Annotated in this window: 20 protein-coding genes and 1 pseudogene; 7 read left to right on the forward strand and 14 right to left on the reverse strand. The window is 35.8% G+C overall.

The features are described 5' to 3' along the window. Window position 1: 1 nt before the first annotated feature. The 10 genes from ctaD to ACFELZ_RS06290 all read right to left on the reverse strand — a co-directional run bounded on the left by ctaD (window position 2) and on the right by ACFELZ_RS06290 (window position 7,353). Window positions 2–1,552: a cytochrome c oxidase subunit I gene (gene ctaD / locus ACFELZ_RS06245; protein ID WP_375315940.1), complete on the reverse strand. Its 1,551-nt coding sequence runs from the start codon at window positions 1,550–1,552 to the stop codon at window positions 2–4. A gap of 15 nt (window positions 1,553–1,567) precedes the next feature. Continuing rightward, complete coding sequence (gene coxB, locus ACFELZ_RS06250; RefSeq protein ID WP_375315941.1) at window positions 1,568–2,332, reverse strand: cytochrome c oxidase subunit II; 765 nt, start codon at window positions 2,330–2,332, stop codon at window positions 1,568–1,570. A gap of 535 nt (window positions 2,333–2,867) precedes the next feature. Beyond that, the gene (locus ACFELZ_RS06255) at window positions 2,868–3,326 is read right to left on the reverse strand and encodes a transposase (protein ID WP_375316623.1); all 459 of its coding nucleotides are present in this window, start codon (window positions 3,324–3,326) and stop codon (window positions 2,868–2,870) included. After that, window positions 3,269–3,433 carry a hypothetical protein gene (locus ACFELZ_RS06260; protein ID WP_375315781.1) on the reverse strand — a complete coding sequence of 55 codons (165 nt, stop codon included), beginning with the start codon at window positions 3,431–3,433 and terminating at the stop codon, window positions 3,269–3,271. Before ACFELZ_RS06260 ends, ACFELZ_RS06255 begins: the two co-directional genes overlap by 58 nt. A gap of 3 nt (window positions 3,434–3,436) precedes the next feature. Further along, window positions 3,437–3,634 carry a transposase gene (locus tag ACFELZ_RS06265; protein ID WP_375315805.1) on the reverse strand — a complete coding sequence of 66 codons (198 nt, stop codon included), beginning with the start codon at window positions 3,632–3,634 and terminating at the stop codon, window positions 3,437–3,439. 73 nt (window positions 3,635–3,707) lie between these two features. After that, entirely contained in the window at window positions 3,708–5,219 is a 1,512-nt protein-coding gene (purH, locus tag ACFELZ_RS06270) for a bifunctional phosphoribosylaminoimidazolecarboxamide formyltransferase/IMP cyclohydrolase (protein WP_375315942.1), read from the reverse strand. A gap of 80 nt (window positions 5,220–5,299) precedes the next feature. Continuing rightward, a complete protein-coding gene (fmt, locus tag ACFELZ_RS06275; protein WP_375315943.1) occupies window positions 5,300–6,199 on the reverse strand; it encodes a methionyl-tRNA formyltransferase in 900 nt (299 codons plus the stop codon). A gap of 19 nt (window positions 6,200–6,218) precedes the next feature. Then, window positions 6,219–6,584, reverse strand: a complete 366-nt coding sequence (gene rplT, locus ACFELZ_RS06280) for a 50S ribosomal protein L20 (protein WP_341820877.1) — start codon at window positions 6,582–6,584, stop codon at window positions 6,219–6,221. A gap of 20 nt (window positions 6,585–6,604) precedes the next feature. Continuing rightward, window positions 6,605–6,811 (reverse strand): 50S ribosomal protein L35, encoded by a 207-nt coding sequence (gene rpmI, locus ACFELZ_RS06285; protein WP_064125368.1) that lies wholly within the window; start codon window positions 6,809–6,811, stop codon window positions 6,605–6,607. Between the two features lie 98 nt (window positions 6,812–6,909). Next, window positions 6,910–7,353 carry a PAS domain-containing protein gene (locus ACFELZ_RS06290; protein ID WP_253309455.1) on the reverse strand — a complete coding sequence of 148 codons (444 nt, stop codon included), beginning with the start codon at window positions 7,351–7,353 and terminating at the stop codon, window positions 6,910–6,912. Between the two features lie 174 nt (window positions 7,354–7,527). Here ACFELZ_RS06290 and alaS point away from each other — a divergent pair, with 174 nt between their 5' ends. Continuing rightward, a complete protein-coding gene (gene alaS, locus ACFELZ_RS06295; protein ID WP_375315944.1) occupies window positions 7,528–10,227 on the forward strand; it encodes an alanine--tRNA ligase in 2,700 nt (899 codons plus the stop codon). Between the two features lie 10 nt (window positions 10,228–10,237). Here the strand turns inward: alaS and ACFELZ_RS06300 are convergent. Beyond that, window positions 10,238–10,378, reverse strand: a pseudogene (locus tag ACFELZ_RS06300) (IS4 family transposase); the annotation flags it as partial. Window positions 10,379–10,400: 22 nt separating this feature from the next. Continuing rightward, the gene (locus ACFELZ_RS06305; protein ID WP_375315945.1) at window positions 10,401–10,526 is read right to left on the reverse strand and encodes a hypothetical protein; all 126 of its coding nucleotides are present in this window, start codon (window positions 10,524–10,526) and stop codon (window positions 10,401–10,403) included. 48 nt (window positions 10,527–10,574) lie between these two features. Between ACFELZ_RS06305 and ACFELZ_RS06310 the strand changes: the two genes are divergently transcribed. Then, window positions 10,575–11,435, forward strand: coding sequence for an IS982 family transposase (locus ACFELZ_RS06310; RefSeq protein ID WP_375315786.1), 861 nt, complete (start codon window positions 10,575–10,577; stop codon window positions 11,433–11,435). 483 nt (window positions 11,436–11,918) lie between these two features. Continuing rightward, window positions 11,919–13,262: a DNA repair protein RadA gene (radA, locus tag ACFELZ_RS06320; RefSeq protein WP_375316688.1), complete on the forward strand. Its 1,344-nt coding sequence runs from the start codon at window positions 11,919–11,921 to the stop codon at window positions 13,260–13,262. On the opposite strand, the gene ftsY is transcribed toward radA, so the two are convergent. Continuing rightward, the gene (gene ftsY / locus ACFELZ_RS06325; protein ID WP_375315946.1) at window positions 13,249–14,160 is read right to left on the reverse strand and encodes a signal recognition particle-docking protein FtsY; all 912 of its coding nucleotides are present in this window, start codon (window positions 14,158–14,160) and stop codon (window positions 13,249–13,251) included. The genes radA and ftsY overlap by 14 nt on opposite strands. 192 nt (window positions 14,161–14,352) lie before the next feature. Here ftsY and iscU point away from each other — a divergent pair, with 192 nt between their 5' ends. The 4 genes from iscU to hscA are packed head-to-tail and all read left to right on the forward strand — an operon-like array spanning window position 14,353 to window position 17,337. Continuing rightward, on the forward strand, window positions 14,353–14,745 hold the full coding sequence (gene iscU, locus ACFELZ_RS06330; RefSeq protein WP_375315947.1) for a Fe-S cluster assembly scaffold IscU: 393 nt from the start codon (window positions 14,353–14,355) through the stop codon (window positions 14,743–14,745). A 10-nt stretch (window positions 14,746–14,755) separates the two neighbouring features. Further along, window positions 14,756–15,160, forward strand: coding sequence for a HesB/IscA family protein (locus ACFELZ_RS06335; protein ID WP_375315948.1), 405 nt, complete (start codon window positions 14,756–14,758; stop codon window positions 15,158–15,160). Continuing rightward, window positions 15,153–15,611 carry an iron-sulfur cluster co-chaperone HscB C-terminal domain-containing protein gene (locus ACFELZ_RS06340; protein WP_253309542.1) on the forward strand — a complete coding sequence of 153 codons (459 nt, stop codon included), beginning with the start codon at window positions 15,153–15,155 and terminating at the stop codon, window positions 15,609–15,611. Before ACFELZ_RS06335 ends, ACFELZ_RS06340 begins: the two co-directional genes overlap by 8 nt. Beyond that, window positions 15,589–17,337, forward strand: a complete 1,749-nt coding sequence (gene hscA, locus ACFELZ_RS06345; protein WP_375315949.1) for a Fe-S protein assembly chaperone HscA — start codon at window positions 15,589–15,591, stop codon at window positions 17,335–17,337. Before ACFELZ_RS06340 ends, hscA begins: the two co-directional genes overlap by 23 nt. A gap of 7 nt (window positions 17,338–17,344) precedes the next feature. On the opposite strand, the gene lepB is transcribed toward hscA, so the two are convergent. Next, on the reverse strand, window positions 17,345–18,091 hold the full coding sequence (lepB, locus tag ACFELZ_RS06350) for a signal peptidase I (RefSeq protein ID WP_375315950.1): 747 nt from the start codon (window positions 18,089–18,091) through the stop codon (window positions 17,345–17,347). Between the last annotated feature and the right edge of the window lie 8 nt (window positions 18,092–18,099).

Below are 18,099 nucleotides of genomic sequence, written 5' to 3' on the forward strand. Positions count from 1 at the left end.
TCTATTTTACCACTGGTGGCTTTTCGAAAGTATGAAAAGGTGGTGGTGAAGATACCGTCCATTCCAAGGTGTCACCTTCCCAAGGATTATCTCCAGCTTTTTTGCCCCATTTAAAGAGATGTATAACTATAAACACAAAAAACATAACTGAAACAAAGGACATATATGAACCAATTGAGGATATATAATTCCAAGGGATAAACGCATCAGGATAATCAGGTATACGCCTTGGCATACCAGCTAATCCTAAGAAATGTTGAGGTAAAAAAGTGGTATTGGTACTAATAAAAGTAAGCCAAAAGTGGATTTGACCTAAGCGCTCATTATATTGTTTACCCGACATTTTACCAATCCAATAATAAAAGCCAGCAAAAGCTCCAAATAATGCAGCAAGTGACATGACATAATGGAAGTGAGCAACAACATAGTAGGTATCATGCAGAAGCTTATCTATTCCACCATTAGAAAGAATTATTCCCGTTATGCCACCGCCAACAAACATGAAAATAAAACCTAGTGCAAATAGCATAGGGGTCTTAAACTCAATTGCTCCACCCCACATAGTTGCAATCCAGCTAAAGACTTTTACACCAGTTATAACACCGATAAAAATTGTGGTAGTGCTAAAAAATGCAGCAGCGTCAGCACTAAGCCCAACAGTGAACATATGATGAGCCCAAACCATAAAGCCAAATACTGCTATACCTATCATAGCATAAACCATCCCTATGTAACCAAATACAGGTCTGTGAGAAAAAGTTGATACAACCTGACTTATGATGCCAAATACAGGAAAAATAATTACGTAAACTTCTGGATGACCAAAAAACCAAAATAGATGTTGAAATAACACAGGATCTCCGCCACCGGCAGGATCAAAAAAGGAAGTACCAACATTGCGATCAGTAAGAAGCATAGTTATAGCACCGGCAAGCACTGGTAAGGCAACAATCAACATAAATGCTGTTAGCAAGACAGACCAAACAAACAGTGGCATCTTAGTTAATGACATTCCTTTTGTGCGCATGTTAAATATAGTAACTATAAAGTTGATCGCCCCAACAATTGACGACATACCAGCAACATGAAGTGCAAGTATAGCAATGTCAACTCCTGCACTTGGATGGGACATTACCTGTGATAAAGGTGGATATAAAGTCCAACCCGTACCTGGACCTTCACCAATAAACACTGAGAGAATGAGCAAAATAAAAGATGACACTAATAACCAAAAACTTAAATTATTCATACGAGGAAATGCCATGTCGGGTGCACCGATCATAAGGGGTACAAACCAATTACCAAATCCTCCCATTAAGGCTGGCATTATCATAAAAAATACCATTATCAACGCATGCCCTGTAACCATTACGTTATATAATTGATAATTATTGTTAAGTATATTAATGTGCATTAGCTGAGTGCGAATAATCACCGATAATAATCCACCAATAATTCCAGCTAATATGGAAAAAATAATGTACAGTGTCCCTATGTCTTTATGATTAGTGGAAAACAACCAACGCTTTATGCCCTTTGGTACGTCACTCATATCTATACTCCAAATTTAACTCACTAATTTTCTATTTTCAATCCACTTATTAAAATCTTCTTTTCTTACTGCTTCAACAACAATTGGCATAAATCCATGGCCTTGACCACACAATTCGTAGCACTGCCCGTAATAAACACCAGGCTTTTTGATATTAAACCACGCCTCATTCAGCCTACCTGGTATCGCATCAATTTTTACACCGAAAGCCGGTACTCCCCAGCTGTGTATCACATCTCCTGCTGTAACTTGTAAACGAACGTTAGTATTAATGGGTAAAACGACGTTGTTATCAACAGAGAATAGCTTTAAATCTCCTTCGATAAAGTCTTCTTTTCCCTTAATATAACTATCAAATGACACACCTTGATATTCTGGATATTGGTAACTCCAATACCATTGATGGCCAATAACTTTCAGTGTTATATCAGCTTTCGGTATTTCTTCCTGTAGCTTCAGTAATTTAGCGTTTTCAAAGGCTAATATACCAACAATAATCGTTGGTATAACAAACCAAATAATTTCTAAAAGGACATTGTGGTTAGTTTGGCTTACGTTTGCCACTTTGCTTTTACGAAAGCGAAATACTACATAAGCAAGCAGCGCCCACACAAAAAGCATTATTGCAACCATCACAACCATTACAAACGAATGTGACCTAACTACAGCCTCCATTACTTCAGTTGCAGGAGCAGGAAATCCAAATTGCCAGGAAGTAGGAGCAGAGGCAACAGATATATTTGAGTAAAATATTATCAATAGTGCAAATAACTTCACCATATCTTTTGTTTGTTTGCTATAAAACTAAATGATATACTGTATAATAGTATATATAAACTTACTATGCAAATAGAGATTAGTGATGGTTAATAATTTTTTAGTATTCAACAAGTATAATAGTACAATACTAATTTGAGGAAAAAAGCATTTACATAAATCTATTGTAAGTAATAATATTTTAAATTAAGTATTTACTTTAAGTAAATTCTATAATAAGTTTAATAGTGTCTGTTACTGCTAATAACCCTCTAGCCTCACACCTAAAAGCAGTAACAGACACTATTAAACTTTATGACAAGTTTATAATCTGTAAGATCAAAATCTTACAAGTTTCTTTATTTTATTATACATTGCAGTTTGTTAATTAACTTTTAATGCCTATGGTAGCATTTACAGCTTGGACCAAAGGTTTACGCATTATAGAAAATAATTATAAAAAAACACACTATATTTGTATACCATACAAACTTTTTTCATTCTGCATAGCTGAGTTACTAGATTCTGTAAACGAAATCTTTAGAGCCTGTCTTCAAACTCAAGAATGAGCTAATTTGTGAAGCATAATAGTGATCATATTAAAGAAGATGTTGTTTTTTGAAGTGAGAGGAGAATGCTCATAATCCTTACTCATACGTCTAAAATTGGAGAGCCAAGCAAAGGTTCTCTCAACAATCCAACGTTTGGGAATAACCTGAAATCCTGTATCAACTATTTTCTTGGTAATCGTCAATAAACATCCAGTTTCCAATAAGCAGAGGTTTTGCAATTTACCTGTGTATCCTTGATCAGCAAAAAACTTATGTAATGTTGGAGCTTTGCATTTGGCTTGAACAAAAAGATTTAGTGCACCATCACGATCCTGAATGCTTGCACTTTGTACTTCAGCAGCAATTACAAGACCTACAGTATCTACAACGATGTGGCGCTTTCTACCCTTTACTTTCTTGCCAGCATCATATCCTCTGGATCCCCTTTTTGAGTAGTTTTTACTGATTGGCTATCTATTATTCCCACTGATGGAGTTTCATTCTTACCAATTATCTCTCTTACTTTTTTAACTAGAAAATCATGAATCTCTTGCCATATTCCACTTTTTTTCAATCGCTAATTACAACTATACACTGTTTTCCATGGTGGAAAATCTTTAGGCAGTTGTCTCCATTGACATCCTGTTCTCATCATATAGCGGATTGCGTTAATAATTGTTCTAATACTATGTTTTCTTGGTCTACCGGTCTTTTTAGGTTCAAAATATAGCTCTATTATCTTCCATTCTTTGTCACTTATATCGCTTGGGTACATTTAAAATATATCTTATAACACACTTCTTAACTCCTTTCTACTTAGTTTGAAGACAGGCTCTAAGACACAAAGCCTAATGGAAAAAACTGCGAACGCCAGTGAAAAACATAGCAATTTTATTTTCATTTGCAGCTTTTATCACATCTTGATCTTTCAGCGAGCCACCAGGCTGAATTATAGCTGTAATTCCATGTTTTGCACTTTCTACTATGCTATCTGGGAATGGAAAAAATGCATCTGAAGCAAGCACTGCACCTTTACATTTTTCACCTGCTTTTTTTACTGCAATGTTCACACTATCTATTCTGCTTGTTTGCCCTGCACCGATGCCAATAGCACAACCATCTTTTGCTATAACTATTGCGTTGGATTTCACATGTTTACATATTTTCCAGGCAAAAATAAGATCTTCCTTTTCTTTTTCTGTTGTAGTGCATTCTGTTACTTGTTCTGCTTTTATTGTGTGGTCATTATTTTCTTGCACCAAAAACCCACCAACAACATTTTTAGTTTGGTATTTCACATTTTGTTGAAAAGATTTATGAATAATCACTCTTAAATTTTTCTTTCTTTGCAAAATTTTTAGTGCTTCATTGCTGACTGAAGGTGCTATCACTACTTCCAAAAATATCTCGTTTAATTTTTCTGCTAGCTTTAAATCTATCTCCCGATTTAAAGCTACTATACCACCAAAACTGCTTACTTCATCACACGATAGGGCCTTTTCATATGCCTCCAAAGCATTATCACCAACAGCAGTGCCACATGGGTTATTGTGCTTTATTATCACTGCTGCAGGCTCTTTAAACTCAGAAATTATGTTAAGTGCGGACTCTATATCTACTATATTATTATAACTCAACTCTTTCCCATGTATTTTTTCTAGCGGATATTTGGTAAATTGATTACTATAAAATGCAGCTTTTTGATGGGGATTTTCACCATACCTGAGTTCTTGTACTTTATGTCCATATAGTGCAAAAAACTCTGGCAACTCATTATTTTTACTCTGGGATAAAAACCAACTGTGAATATTAGAATCATAGTGTGCAGTGAGAGCAAATGCTTTGGTTGCTAAATGTTTTCTATATTCCAATGTTGTTTCATTGTTATTTTTTATCATCTCAGCTTTTAGTGCTTCATAGTCTTGAATGCTAGAAATAACTGAAGTAAAACAAAAGTTTTTTGCTGCGGCTCTAATTAACGCCACTCCGCCGATATCAATTTGTTCTATAATTTGATCTTCATTTGAGCCGCTACTTACTGTCTCCCAAAATGGGTATAGGTTAGTTATAAGCAGGTCTATTGGCTCAACACTTAGATTTTGCATTTCCGTTTTGTGCTTTTCTCTATTGCAAAGTATTCCTCCATGAATTTTAGGGTGTAAAGTTTTTACTCTACCACCCAGTATCTCTGGAAATTGTGTGTAATCTGAGACCTCTTGTGTTTTTATTCCGGCATCAGATAGTGCTTTATAAGTATTTCCTGTTGAGAGAATTTCTATTTGTTGCTGCATTAAAAACGATGCAAGATCAATTATATTCGTTTTGTCGTATACTGATATTAAAGCTCTTTTTATTTTCATTTTTGTACAGAAAGTTTTTTAAGATTATATCTAAGAAAAGGAAATTTAGCTATTACATTTCTACACTAATTTAAAGCAGTCTATTCTATAAATTTTTTTACCATGCTTGATTTCAAGCCACGAATAAAATCTTCAATACTGCAAGGATTTCTCCCTTCCATTTGTACAACTTTAGGAATTAAAGTGCCACCTTTTAAACTTATGTGCATATTATCGTTAACAATCTTACCTTGTTCTGAAGCGAGAGCTTCAAAGTCAGCATCAAGTATCCTAATACGTTTATTCTCTATCTTGATGAACGCTTTTGGGTAAAACGCTTTAACCTTTCTATAAGCAACCTCACAAGCATCACTTGCATAAATTTTATAGTCTTCCACTTTGTCAGCGTAACATGAATCATTATCGTTCTGTTTTAAGGGAACCTGTTTTTCAATTTCGTTTAGCACTTTCAGCAGTAAATCACTGCCTAATTCAGACAATTTATCATGCAATGTCTTGTAGTTATCGTTCTTTTCGATAAGAAATTTTTCCTGTTTTAAAATAGGGCCGGAATCTAATCCTTCATCCAATTGCATAATGCTAACCCCGGTTTCTTGATCTCCTGCTAAAATTGTGTGCTGTATCGGAGCTGCACCACGCCACCTTGGTAGTAATGAAGGATGAATATTAATACAACCATATTTAGGAATATTCAAAATTTTTCTTGGAAGTATCAACCCATACGCAACAACAACTGCAACGTCTGGTTTGAAATTTCTAAATTTTTCTTGCTCTGCTAAAAACTTTAGAGAGATAGGAGTACATACCTCTATGTTACTTTCTTCAGCGATAACATGTACTGGAGATTTCGTTCGCTTCTGTCCACGTCCTGAAGGTTTTGGAGCCTTGGTGTATACTGCTACCACTTCGCTCTTTGATTTCAGTAACAAGCTCAGAGAATTAACAGCAAATCCTGGTGATCCCATGAAAATAATTCTCATGCTTTCAAGTGTTTTTGCTTTAAGAATTCTTCGCTAATTTACCACTTACAGCTTCTACTAATTTGGCAAAATCATCCTTATAATTAACGGCCATCTCAGCAAGAATTTTTCTATTTAAATCAATGCCGGCAAGTGTAAGACCATGCATAAACCTACCATAAGTAAGCCCATGCTCTCTTGCTGCTGCATTAATACGTATTATCCATAAGCTACGGAAATCACGTTTACGGGTTCTTCTGTCTCTGTAAGCATATTGCAGTGCTTTTTCAACTCTTTGTAATGCAATTCTATAACAGCTTTTTGCACGTCCTCTATAACCCTTTGCCAGTTTCAATATTTTTTTATGACGAGCGTGAGTAGTGACTCCACGTTTTACTCGAGCCATTTTATTTTACCTCCATTTTGTTAAATACCATAAGGCATATAAAGCTTAACTATACGCGAGTCAGATTTACCAAGAATCGTTGTACCGCGCTGATTACGAATATTAGATTTACTTCTCTTTACCATGCCATGCCTTTTGCCTGACTGAGTAGAAATGACTTTACCCTTAGCTGTAAGGTGAAAGCGCTTTTTAACAGAAGATTTGGTTTTTAATTTTATTCTCTTCATATTCCAAATAAATTTACAAACACTACTATTGAGTTCTTTAATAGTAATTAAGCATTAGTATAAATAATTTTATTAAAGAATCAAATTAAAATTGTATATTAAAGGAGTTTAAAAGTAATTACGCCCAATATGTGTGTTATACCTTCTTTATTCCCAAGTGGCAACAATACCTGCCTCATTTTAACACTTTCACTTTCTTCCTCTTCATTGATTGGGCATTTACTCTCTATTACAGCATCAAGTTTATCAATAACTGCATCTATTTTATATAGTCGCAAAAATGGTGCATCAATTGCATACTTATTATCAATGCGCGTCTTTTTCTCAAAACCATAGAATTCAACAGCCTTTTCTCCTGCATTTTCACAAATATAACCTTGATCCTTGACTTCAATGATAAAACAATGCTGCCATGACTCCATTATTTCTGCAGTGTCTATTTCGTGCCTTTCTGGCCAATCTCTGTCTGGTCCTTTTATGTCACTCCAGTGCTCAGTTACCACATTTGCTATTCTTTTTTCTTTGCCTACATAAATTTCCATTCCAATTTCCACATATAAAACACAGATATGAGGTGAATTTATCGTGAATATATTGATTTTTCCTTACCACAAGGTGCATATCACTAGAAGTTCTGAGATCTAGAGAGTGGTGGTATTGTAATTGATTTTATTTCCATTGCAGCTTATTATGCATGAATAATCTCAATAAAAATAATGAAGTTAAGTGAAATCAGAGAAAGATTTATAAAATTTTTTTTAAGTAATGACCACGAGCAGGTTTCTTCTTCTCCTTTGATTCCAGAACATGACCCAACGCTCATGTTCACAAATGCTGGTATGGTGCAGTTTAAAAATATTTTTACTGGTGCTCAAAAAACTGAAATGAAACGTGCTGTCTCAAGTCAAAAGTGCCTAAGAGCAGGCGGTAAACACAACGATCTTGAAAATGTTGGCTATACAACTCGGCATCACACATTTTTTGAAATGCTCGGAAATTTTAGCTTCGGTGATTACTTTAAGGAAACTGCGATAGAATTTGCGTGGAAATTTATCACTAACGAGTTATCTCTTGATAAAAACAGACTATCCATAACCGTCTACCATACTGATGATGAGGCGTACGAGATTTGGCGTAAGATAAGTGGCTTTTCAAGTGATAAAATCATGAGAATTACAACGGATGATAACTTTTGGAGTATGGGAAGCACTGGTCCATGCGGTCCATGTTCTGAAATTTTTTATGACCATGGGAGTCCTAATTTGCAAGACGACGATAGAATTGTTGAAATCTGGAATCTGGTATTCATGGAGTTTAACAAAGATGAAGAAGGTAATTTACACAAATTGCCGAAAAAATGCATCGATACTGGAATGGGTCTTGAGAGAATAGCTACTGTAATGCAAAATGTCCATGATAACTATGATATTGATCTATTTTCTGCTCTGATCAATAAATCTCAAGAGTACTGTGGAAGAACGGAAAATAAAATAGCGCATAAGATCGTAGCAGATCATCTTCGCGCGGCTGCATTTCTCATCGCAGAAGGAGTGCTTCCTGGAAATGAGGGCAGGAATTACGTATTACGCAGATTAATTAGGAGAGCCGCGCGTTATATCCACCTGCTTGGATATAATGATTCTCTACTCCATCGCATTTTTCCGGCGCTGATAGATAGCACGAGTTCGGCTTATATGGGAGATGTTTATCCTGAATTAGTCAGAGCCAAAAGCTTAATAGAAACGACGTTAAAATCAGAGGAAGAAAACTTTAAAGACACTTTGATGAAAGGTATCAATCTTCTGGAGAAATTCACTACAGATTTAAAATCGGGCGATACTTTACCTGGAGAATCAGCATTTAAGATATATGACACCTATGGGTTTCCTTTGGATATTACACTTGATGTTTTAAAAGAGAAAAAAATAAATTTTGACCAGAAGGGTTTTGATGATGCAATGGGAGAACAAAAAGAGAGAGCACGTGCTAAATGGGCTGGATCTGGTGAAAAATCTGTTGAGCAAGTATGGTTTGATTTGATCAATAAACTTGGCAAAACAAAATTTGTTGGTTATGAGTTCAATGAAGTAAGTGATGCGAAAATACTAGCTATAGTTTCCTCTAAAAATGAAGTAATTGATTCTGCAAAGGAGGGAGAAAAGATAACCATTATACTTGATAAAACACCTTTTTATGGCGAGTCAGGTGGACAGGTGGGGGATACTGGAAGTTTCATTGTCCCTTCTGTCATCCAAGTAGCAGACACTGGGATCCAGAAAGAAGAAAACACGTGGTCAAGCGCTGGAATGACGACAGATCGCATTGCTGGAAGTATGGTTATAGTGGAAAATACCAATAAGATTAATGACCTATGTTTGCACAGATGCATAGTTAAATTCGGCTCAATTTGTAAAGGTGATGTAGTTACAGCAAACATCGACAAGGAAAGAAGGCAAACCTTAAGAAGAAATCATTCGGCTACGCATCTTCTGCACTTTGCATTGAGGAAAATCTTGGGTGATCATGTCACTCAAAAAGGTTCCCTAGTTGCACCAGATAGACTGAGATTCGACTTCAGCCATAACACTCAAGTGACTCAAGATCAGTTATTCTGGGTAGAGGATATGGTAAACTCTCTAATCAGAGAAAATCTTTCTGCATCTACAAAAATTCAAAGCATGAATCAGGCAATAGACGAAGGAGCCATGGCGTTGTTTGGTGAAAAATATGGTGATCAGGTTAGAGTTGTAAATATTGGAGATTCGAAAGAGCTATGTGGTGGCACGCACGTTGAACATACTGGAGAAATCGGTTTATTTAAGGTAGTAACAGAAAGTTCTGTTGCTTTTGGAGTGAGGAGAATTGAAGCTTTAACTGGTCAGGAAGCAATCAATTATGTACGTGATAATGAAATTAACTTAAAAAAAGTTGCAGAATTCGTAAAAGTACCAGTAAGTGAAATAACAAGCAGATTAAGTGTTTTAAGTCAAGAACACAAAAAATCCGAAACCAAAATAAGAAACCTATATAAAAAGCTTGTGAGTGCAGAGAATATAAAAAGCACTGAAATAAATGGAATAAATTTTATAAGCCACACTTTCACTGATATTCCAGCAAATGTAATAAGAGAGTTTGTTTTGCAGCAACAAAAACCAAAAACGGTAATAGCTTTCACGGCAACAGAAAAAGATAAAACAGTCTTGATTATTAAAGTAAGTAAAGACTTAATCAATAAGATTAGCGCAAAAGAACTAATATCAATAGCAGTTGAAAAGAACTGTGGTGGGAATGCTGAACTTGCACAAACAGGCTGTGATAGCAATAAAATAGATGATGCCATTACAGCCATTTATAGCAAAATAACCGCTTCTAAGCACTCTACATCATACCGCCGCGGTATCTCTAGATCCCACTAACACCTTACTATTACCCACAAGTATAGAATGCATGAGCAAGTCTCCATCCTTCTGCTAAATCAAAGAGACGTTTCCATCCCTTCCACAAAGCTATAGGGCCTGGTTCTAAGTCATTTTTGCGAGCTAAAAACCCTCCTAACTTGGCCACCCACCTCATAATTTCTCTTATATAGCTAACCGAAGTAAGATTTCCCCGAGAGCTGAAAGACAAAATCAATAGCCGAATTAATATTGGGCCAAAAGCTTGGCAGCACTTTTCTTAACGTGAATTCTGGATTAAAGGAGAATAGAAGAGGCAAGAAAACAGGGTAAACTCAGCAGTGATAAAAAAATAGATGAGGTTACCCATGGAAGATATAACAAAACTGTTTTGTTTGGTCGATGATTTTTGCAGAGATATAGAGAAAAATTTTGCAGATAAACTACTGCCAAATGGTAAAAACCCCACAAGAACAACGGAAATTGAGCACTCCGAAATCATGACAATAATCCTGCTATATCAACAATCTCCGTGTAAAACTTTCTATCTACATTACCTAACGTTGCTCTACAAATCAGAGTTTCCAAAGTTACCTTCATATACCAGGTTTGTTGCTCTAAAGCCTAGGGTTTTGTGGCATTTAGCAATGTTGTTGCATTGGCTTTGTGGACAGTCAGAAAACACTGGAATTTCATATATAGACACAACTCCCATTGCAGTTTGTCATGCAAAAAGAATATCCAAAAACAAAGTTTTTGCTGGAATTGCAAAATTAAGCAAGAGCACTTACGGCTGGTTTTTTGGTTTCAAATTACATATGGTAATCAATGAAAATGTTGAAATTCATGCACTTACGCTAACAAAAGGCAATGTTGATGATAGGATACCTGTGCCAAATCTGACGGAAAAATTAATCGGTCTTTTGTTTGGTGACAAAGGTTATATTGCAAAAGAGCTTTTTCAGAAGCTGTTTGACCGAGGTTTGAAACTTGTTACCAAGGTGAAAAAAGGTATGAAAAATACATTGATTTCGCTAAATGAGAAGATTTTACTGAGAAAAAGGTCTATCATTGAGACTGTTTTTGGTTACCTAAAAAATAGACTAGAAATTGAACACACTCGCCATAGATCCCCTGTTAATTTTTTGGTTCATATCTTTTCTACTCTCATTTCCTATTCCATCAAATCCACAAAGCCTTCTATTTCCTATACTTTCTTCCTTCCTTAATCCAGAATTCGCGTTTTTAGATTTATGGGTAATAGTAAGGTGTCATCCCAGTGCGTGACACTGGGATCTAGCCTTTATTATGCAGTCACTTGGTTGAAATTAAGTCTTCTGGATCCCAGTGTCAGTTACTTTCATGACATCATCATAAAGTAAAATGAGATCCCAGTGTCAAGCACTGGAATGACATCATAGGGGCTACTTTCATGACATCATTCTTTTTCCTGGATCCCAGTGTCTGGGCACTGGGATGACAAAAAAGGGGCTACTCGGATGACAAAAAAAAGGATGCTACTGGAATGACAGGAGAATGGGCTACTTGGATCCTAGAGGGAAGCGTTCGTGCAATTATTGTGCATGAATTTAAATGGCACAACTTATGACAATTATCTTCGCACCAAAACGTTTGTGAGACTCAGTGTTTAGATTTACTTCGCCTATTCAGCTAATTTTTATTACAATTACAACAAAATAATTTTGGCTTTGATGAAAACTGTATATGTATGTCAATCCTGTGGTTACAGCACTGGTAGGTGGGTAGGAAAGTGCATTGCATGTGACAATTGGGATACAGTTGTTGAAGAAATAGCAGTAAAAACGGGCAAAAGAAGTATATCTGCGCCAATTTTAATAAAGACGTTATCGGGTAGCGAAATTATCACTCCAAGTCGTTTTCTAACAGGAGTAGAAGAATTAGATAGAGTTTTTGGTGGGGGTATCGTTCAAGGTGCTAGCATTCTAATTGGAGGCGAACCTGGTATTGGAAAATCCACCCTTTTGCTTAGAATTGCAGCTAATGTTGTGCAACTTTCCTCTTTTGAATGTCTTTATGTATCCGGCGAGGAATCTTTAGAGCAGGTGAGCCTCAGAGCAAAGCGTCTTAAGATAAATGAACCTAAAATTAAGCTTTTATCTACAGTGTCTTTAACTGATGTAGTAGCAACAATAAAGGAAAATAAAAGTATTAAATTCTTAGTAATTGACTCTATACAAACAATGTATGATAGCAGAATTACATCGGCACCAGGCACTGTAACCCAGGTTCGTACTTGCGCTCATGAATTAACCATTCTTGCGAAACAATATGGTATTTCTCTTTTAATAGTTGGTCATATAACTAAGGATGGACAAATAGCTGGACCTAAAACTTTGGAGCATATAGTAGATACGGTATTATATTTTGAAGGTGAAAATAGTAATCAATATCGCATTTTACGCACTATTAAAAATAGATTTGGTCCTGCAAATGAAATTGGTGTTTTTGAGATGTCTGAAGCAGGACTTGTGCCTGTTGATAATCCATCATCATTGTTTCTGATGGCCCATGACAGAGAAGTAGTTGGCAGCGCCGTATTTGCAGGAATTGAAGGTTCAAGACCAATTTTAATGGAAGTTCAAGCGTTGATAGCAGGGACTAATATGGCAACCCCAAGAAGGGCAGTAGTTGGGTGGGATATTAATCGATTGGCTATGATCATCGCGGTGCTAAATGCTCGCTGTAAAATGTTTTTGCATGATAAAGAAGTGTACCTAAACATCGCTGGAGGATTGAAAATACAGGAACCATCGGCTGATCTTGCTGTTGCTGCTTCCCTTATTTCAAGTGTAGTAAATTTACCGCTGCCAACTTCTTCAATAATCTGCGGTGAAGTTGCACTTTCTGGAGAAATTAGGAATGTCTCGCATGCTGATCTTAGACTAAAAGAAGCACAAAAGTTAGGATTCAAAAAAGCAATTATGCCTAAAAATGGTAATTACTCTTCTCATGATATTGAGATAATTAAGCTTGGTCACGTAAGGGAATTAAGAGAAGTCTTTAATTACAATTAAATAACGCTTCAGCAAACTCTTTACTAGTAAACTCCTTTAAGTCCTCTATACTTTCACCAATTCCTATAGCATGTAACTTTACCTTATAAGCTTCTGCAAGTCCAATTACTACTCCGCCCTTAGCAGTGCCATCTAACTTTGTTACGATTAGCCCGGTAACATTGACCATCTTACTAAATGCCTCTAATTGGCTATAAGCATTTTGGCCGGTAGTTGCGTCAAGAACTAAAATAACATCATGAGGGGCAGTGTCATCCAATTTCTTTATCGTTCTATATATTTTTGATAACTCCTCCATAAGGTTCACATTATTTTGCAGCCTTCCTGCTGTGTCAATTAGAACAACATCAACGTTATCTTTCATAGCTTGACTTACAGCTCTATATGCCACACTCGCAGAATCGCTACCGTACTCTCCAGTAACGATAGAACAACCAGAGCGTTCTGCCCAAATGTTTAATTGTTCACTAGCAGCAGCTCTAAATGTATCGCATGCAACAAGCATAACGGACTTTCCCATCTCCTTATATTTATATGCGAGCTTACCTATAGTTGTGGTTTTACCATTACCATTTACTCCACATACCATTATTATGTGTGGTTTTCTGTTTAAAACTAACGGTTGCACGACAGGGTTTAATATAGCTTCTATTTCGTTCATTAACTGCTGTGTGATGATATTATGCTCAACTTCCTTGTCAAATTTGATGCTTGCGAGCCTATCGATAATCAACTTAGAAGTTTTATGACCAATATCCATGCTAATTAGCAATTCTTCTAGCTCATCTAAAAGCGACTGATCTAATTTTTTTTTGCCAGAAAAAATACTTTTCACCCCGTCGCTAAAGCGAGAAGAAGTTTTTAACAAGCCTTTATAAAGGTTACTAAACAAACTCAAGGGAATACTCCTTTTTAAATTATAAACTTAATTACAATATAGAGAATGACACGCACTACGTGTATTTGTAAAGTAAAATGCACTCACTTTGCGGGTATTTTGTGAGTAAAATATACCGTTTGCTAGTGTATTTTACTTTAGTTTTTAACCTAAATATGTTATAATATAGAACAGTGGTTTATAGGTAATTTTATGAGTTATAATGAAAAAATTTTAGATCATTACGAAAATCCAAGGAATGTTGGTTCTCTGGATAAAAATGATCCAAATGTTGGTACTGGTTTAGTTGGTGCACCATCGTGCGGTGATGTAATGAAATTGCAGATAAAGGTCAATGACAAAGGTGTTATTGAAGATGCAAAATTTAAAACTTTTGGTTGTGGTTCTGCCATTGCTTCAAGTTCCTTGTTAACAGAGATGATAAAAGGAAAAGCTATTGAAGATGTAACACAGATAAAGAATACTCAAATAGTGGAAGAGTTGTCTTTACCTCCAGTGAAGATACACTGTTCGGTGCTTGCTGAAGATGCTATAAAGGCTGCTATTCATGACTATCAAAACAAACAAAGTAAAGGTGGACATTGAGAACTAAAGCATGAGTGAATATCAAGGAGTAAATGCTATAAAGAAAGATAAAAAACTTATCACTATAACTGCAAATGCAGTGGAGAGGATAAGGTATTTATTGGACCAAAAGAAGCATACTAACCTTGAGAAATCAGAAGAAGCAATAGGAATAAGAGTGCTAATTAAACAAAAAGGATGTTCTGGTTTAAAATATGATATTGAATATGCGTATGATACTCGTCCTTTAGAGTCGATAATTGAGGAAAACTGTAGTGATGGCCAAAAAGTTAAAGTGTTGATCGATCCAAAATCTGTCATGTTTATTCTTGGCTCTGAAATGGATTATGTAGAAGAAAAATTTTCATCGGGTTTTGTTTTCAAAAATCCTAATGAGAAAGGAAAATGTGGTTGTGGAGAGAGTTTTCATGTCTAGCAGCTATTTTACATTGTTTGAAATTGAACCAACTTTCAATATCAGCTTTGATGAGTTAGAGAAAAAATATATTGAGCTAAGCAGGACTGATATAAACGAAGGACAATCTAAAAATATAATTAATATTAACAAAGCTTATCAGGTGCTAAAGTCACCTCTAAAACGTGCCGAGCATTTGTTGAATCTTTTTGGTGTGGAAAGCCCAAAGGATCATCCAAATTCTGAAATATTAAATGAATCAATGGAAATAAGAGAATATTTGCTGGACTGCGATGATCTACAATTTGCAAGTAGGATGGTTGATGAAAAAATAAAAGATTGCGTTAAAAACCTAATTAACACTTTTGCTGTAAAGAATTTTGATGGAGCTGCTACACAAGTCTTAAGATTGAAATATTTATATAAGTCATTTGAGGAGGTGAAAAAGAATGCAACCAATTCAAATTTCTGAACCAAATTCAAGTGAAGTAGTTTTTGGTATAGATCTTGGCACTACTAACTCTTTAATTGCTATGGTAAATAAAGCTGGCAACGTGGAGATATTTAAAGATGAGCAGGGAAGAGAGCTACTGCCTTCTGTTATTTCGTATGAAAATAATACATTGAAAACTGGCTGTGACGTCGGTCAAAATGCAATCTACTCAATAAAGCGTTTAATGGGTGAAAGTGTTGAAGAATTAAATAAAGAAGGCCTCAATTTTGAAATAGATAACGAAAGTGAAAAAGTTATTAGAGTAAAATGCTCAGAGGAAAAGTATCTTACTCCTGTTGAGATTTCTGCTGAGATATTAAAAGCTTTATGCGAGAGGGTAAAAAAATCCACAGGGATAAAAGTGAAAAAAGCAGTAATTACTGTGCCAGCTTACTTTGACGATTCAGCACGTAACGCAACTAAATATGCAGCAAAATTAGCTGGCATAGAAGTTCTTCGCCTCGTTAACGAGCCAACCTCTGCAGCGCTTTCTTACTCCATTGAAAAGAACAATAACAGTGGAATATATGCAGTTTATGACCTTGGTGGAGGAACATTTGATATTTCAATATTGAAATTACATCAAGGAGTGTTTCAAGTCCTTGCGGTTGGTGGTGATACCAAACTCGGCGGTGATGATTTTGATCACCTACTAAGTTCAATTGTACTTGATAAGTATAGAGAAGAAGTAGGTTTAAACAAGGAGTCGACAACACACCTTAATGTCATTCCAACATATAACGCTGGAACCTGCAATATCCGTACCGCGAAAGAATACTTAAGTGAAAATGCATCAGGCACTTTTGGCTTTAACATTAACGGCAAGCCATTTGAATGTGAAATAACTAGAGAGAAGTTCGAACAGGCAATAAGTCCTTTAGTTAATAAGACTATCAATATAGTCACTCGTACTATAAGCGACATAGATCTTAAAATTGATGATATAAAAGGAGTAATTTTAGTTGGTGGTGCAACTAGAACACCATTGGTTCAAAATTCACTAGTCAAACTCTTTGGAAATAAAGTACTAAGTGACGCAGATCCAGATAAAGCAGTGGTCATTGGAGCAGCTTTGCAGGCTCATTCTGTTCTCCTTGATGTTTTACCTTTATCACTTGGCATAGAAACTATGGGAGGCATAGTTGAAAAAATCATACCAAGAAATACACCACTGCCAGTTTCAGAAACAAAAGAGTTTACAACTTATGTTGATGGGCAAACAGCAATGAAAATTCACGTTTGTCAGGGAGAACGTGAAATGATAGAGGATAACAAATCTCTAGCGCAGTTTGAACTAAAAGGTATACCGCCACTGCCTGCAGGTTCTGCAAGAATTGAAATAGAATTTACAGTTAACGTTGACGGGATCTTGACTGTTACTGCAAGAGAAAAAGCTACTGGAATTGAGCAGACAGTTGAAGTAAATTCAAATTTTGGCTTGAGTGAAGCTGATGTTCAAAATATGGTTAACCAGTCAATAAACGGCTTTGATGAAGATATGAAGGCTCGTTCCCTTGCAGAGGCTAAAATTAACGGTAACAAGTTCATACATCTAGTTGAAAATGTTTCCACTGATCAAAAGTTGAAAAACCTATTACAAAACGCAAAAAAAGCTTTACAAGGCAATGACTTGAATGAAATTAACAACGCTATCGCCGAGTTAGAAAATTCTTCTTTAGAGTTGTGTGAATTAACAAATAGGTAGAAAAAGCTTACACAACCTTGTGCAATACTCTATTTAATCTCAGAGCAACAGGTAGTCTGAAATTAAATGGTAACCAATCGACCTTTCCTAATTTAAATGATAAACCAACTATGCTTACACGCCCAATGATATTTTCCATTGGTACAAAACCAACTTCAGGAAACCTGCTATCCAAAGAATTATTTCTATTGTCTCCCATAACAAAAAATTGATCGTTAGGCACATAATAAACTGGAGTATTATATGATAGCTTATTAGAGACGTTATCTATCAAAATCTCATGTTCCTTGCCACTTAAAAGCGTTTCTATATATCTTGGTATGTTACGATTTGACTCATAATCAAAAAAACTTTCAATTTGCCTTCGCTCTACTTTCTGATCATTTAGGTATAATTCTCCCTCTATCATTTGCACTTTGTCACCTGGTGTTCCTATTACTCGCTTAACAAACCTGATGCTGTCATTTCTCGTGGGTTTGAAAACTACTATGTCGCCACGCTTTGGAGGGGTATAAAAAATCCTGCCGCTGAAAATATTAGGGGAAAATGGAAATGAGTGTTTACTGTAACCGTATGAATATTTACTAGTAAAAATGTAATCCCCTTCAAGCAGAGTGCTTTTCATCGAACCAGAAGGGATATGAAATGGCTCAAATAAAAAACTTCGTATTGATAGCGCAATCAACAGTAAAAAAAACAATGAAGATAAAAATCTTCCCGTTCTTATCACCCAGTTTTTGCTTAGTTCTTCCAACTTTTCCA

The organism is Wolbachia endosymbiont (group A) of Colletes cunicularius (assembly GCF_964264715.1).
In the GTDB taxonomy this organism is placed as follows: Bacteria; Pseudomonadota; Alphaproteobacteria; order Rickettsiales; family Anaplasmataceae; genus Wolbachia.

Coding starts and splice junctions, on each gene's coding strand:
- ctaD (WP_375315940.1), bottom strand. CDS start 1,552: ATGAGTGACGTACCAAAGGGCATAAAGCGTTGGTTGTTTTCCACTAAT.
- coxB (WP_375315941.1), bottom strand. CDS start 2,332: ATGGTGAAGTTATTTGCACTATTGATAATATTTTACTCAAATATATCT.
- ACFELZ_RS06265 (WP_375315805.1), bottom strand. CDS start 3,634: ATGTACCCAAGCGATATAAGTGACAAAGAATGGAAGATAATAGAGCTA.
- purH (WP_375315942.1), bottom strand. CDS start 5,219: ATGAAAATAAAAAGAGCTTTAATATCAGTATACGACAAAACGAATATA.
- fmt (WP_375315943.1), bottom strand. CDS start 6,199: ATGAGAATTATTTTCATGGGATCACCAGGATTTGCTGTTAATTCTCTG.
- rplT (WP_341820877.1), bottom strand. CDS start 6,584: ATGGCTCGAGTAAAACGTGGAGTCACTACTCACGCTCGTCATAAAAAA.
- rpmI (WP_064125368.1), bottom strand. CDS start 6,811: ATGAAGAGAATAAAATTAAAAACCAAATCTTCTGTTAAAAAGCGCTTT.
- ACFELZ_RS06290 (WP_253309455.1), bottom strand. CDS start 7,353: ATGGAAATTTATGTAGGCAAAGAAAAAAGAATAGCAAATGTGGTAACT.
- alaS (WP_375315944.1), top strand. CDS start 7,528: ATGAAGTTAAGTGAAATCAGAGAAAGATTTATAAAATTTTTTTTAAGT.
- ACFELZ_RS06310 (WP_375315786.1), top strand. CDS start 10,575: ATGGAAGATATAACAAAACTGTTTTGTTTGGTCGATGATTTTTGCAGA.
- radA (WP_375316688.1), top strand. CDS start 11,919: ATGAAAACTGTATATGTATGTCAATCCTGTGGTTACAGCACTGGTAGG.
- iscU (WP_375315947.1), top strand. CDS start 14,353: ATGAGTTATAATGAAAAAATTTTAGATCATTACGAAAATCCAAGGAAT.
- ACFELZ_RS06335 (WP_375315948.1), top strand. CDS start 14,756: ATGAGTGAATATCAAGGAGTAAATGCTATAAAGAAAGATAAAAAACTT.
- ACFELZ_RS06340 (WP_253309542.1), top strand. CDS start 15,153: ATGTCTAGCAGCTATTTTACATTGTTTGAAATTGAACCAACTTTCAAT.
- hscA (WP_375315949.1), top strand. CDS start 15,589: ATGCAACCAATTCAAATTTCTGAACCAAATTCAAGTGAAGTAGTTTTT.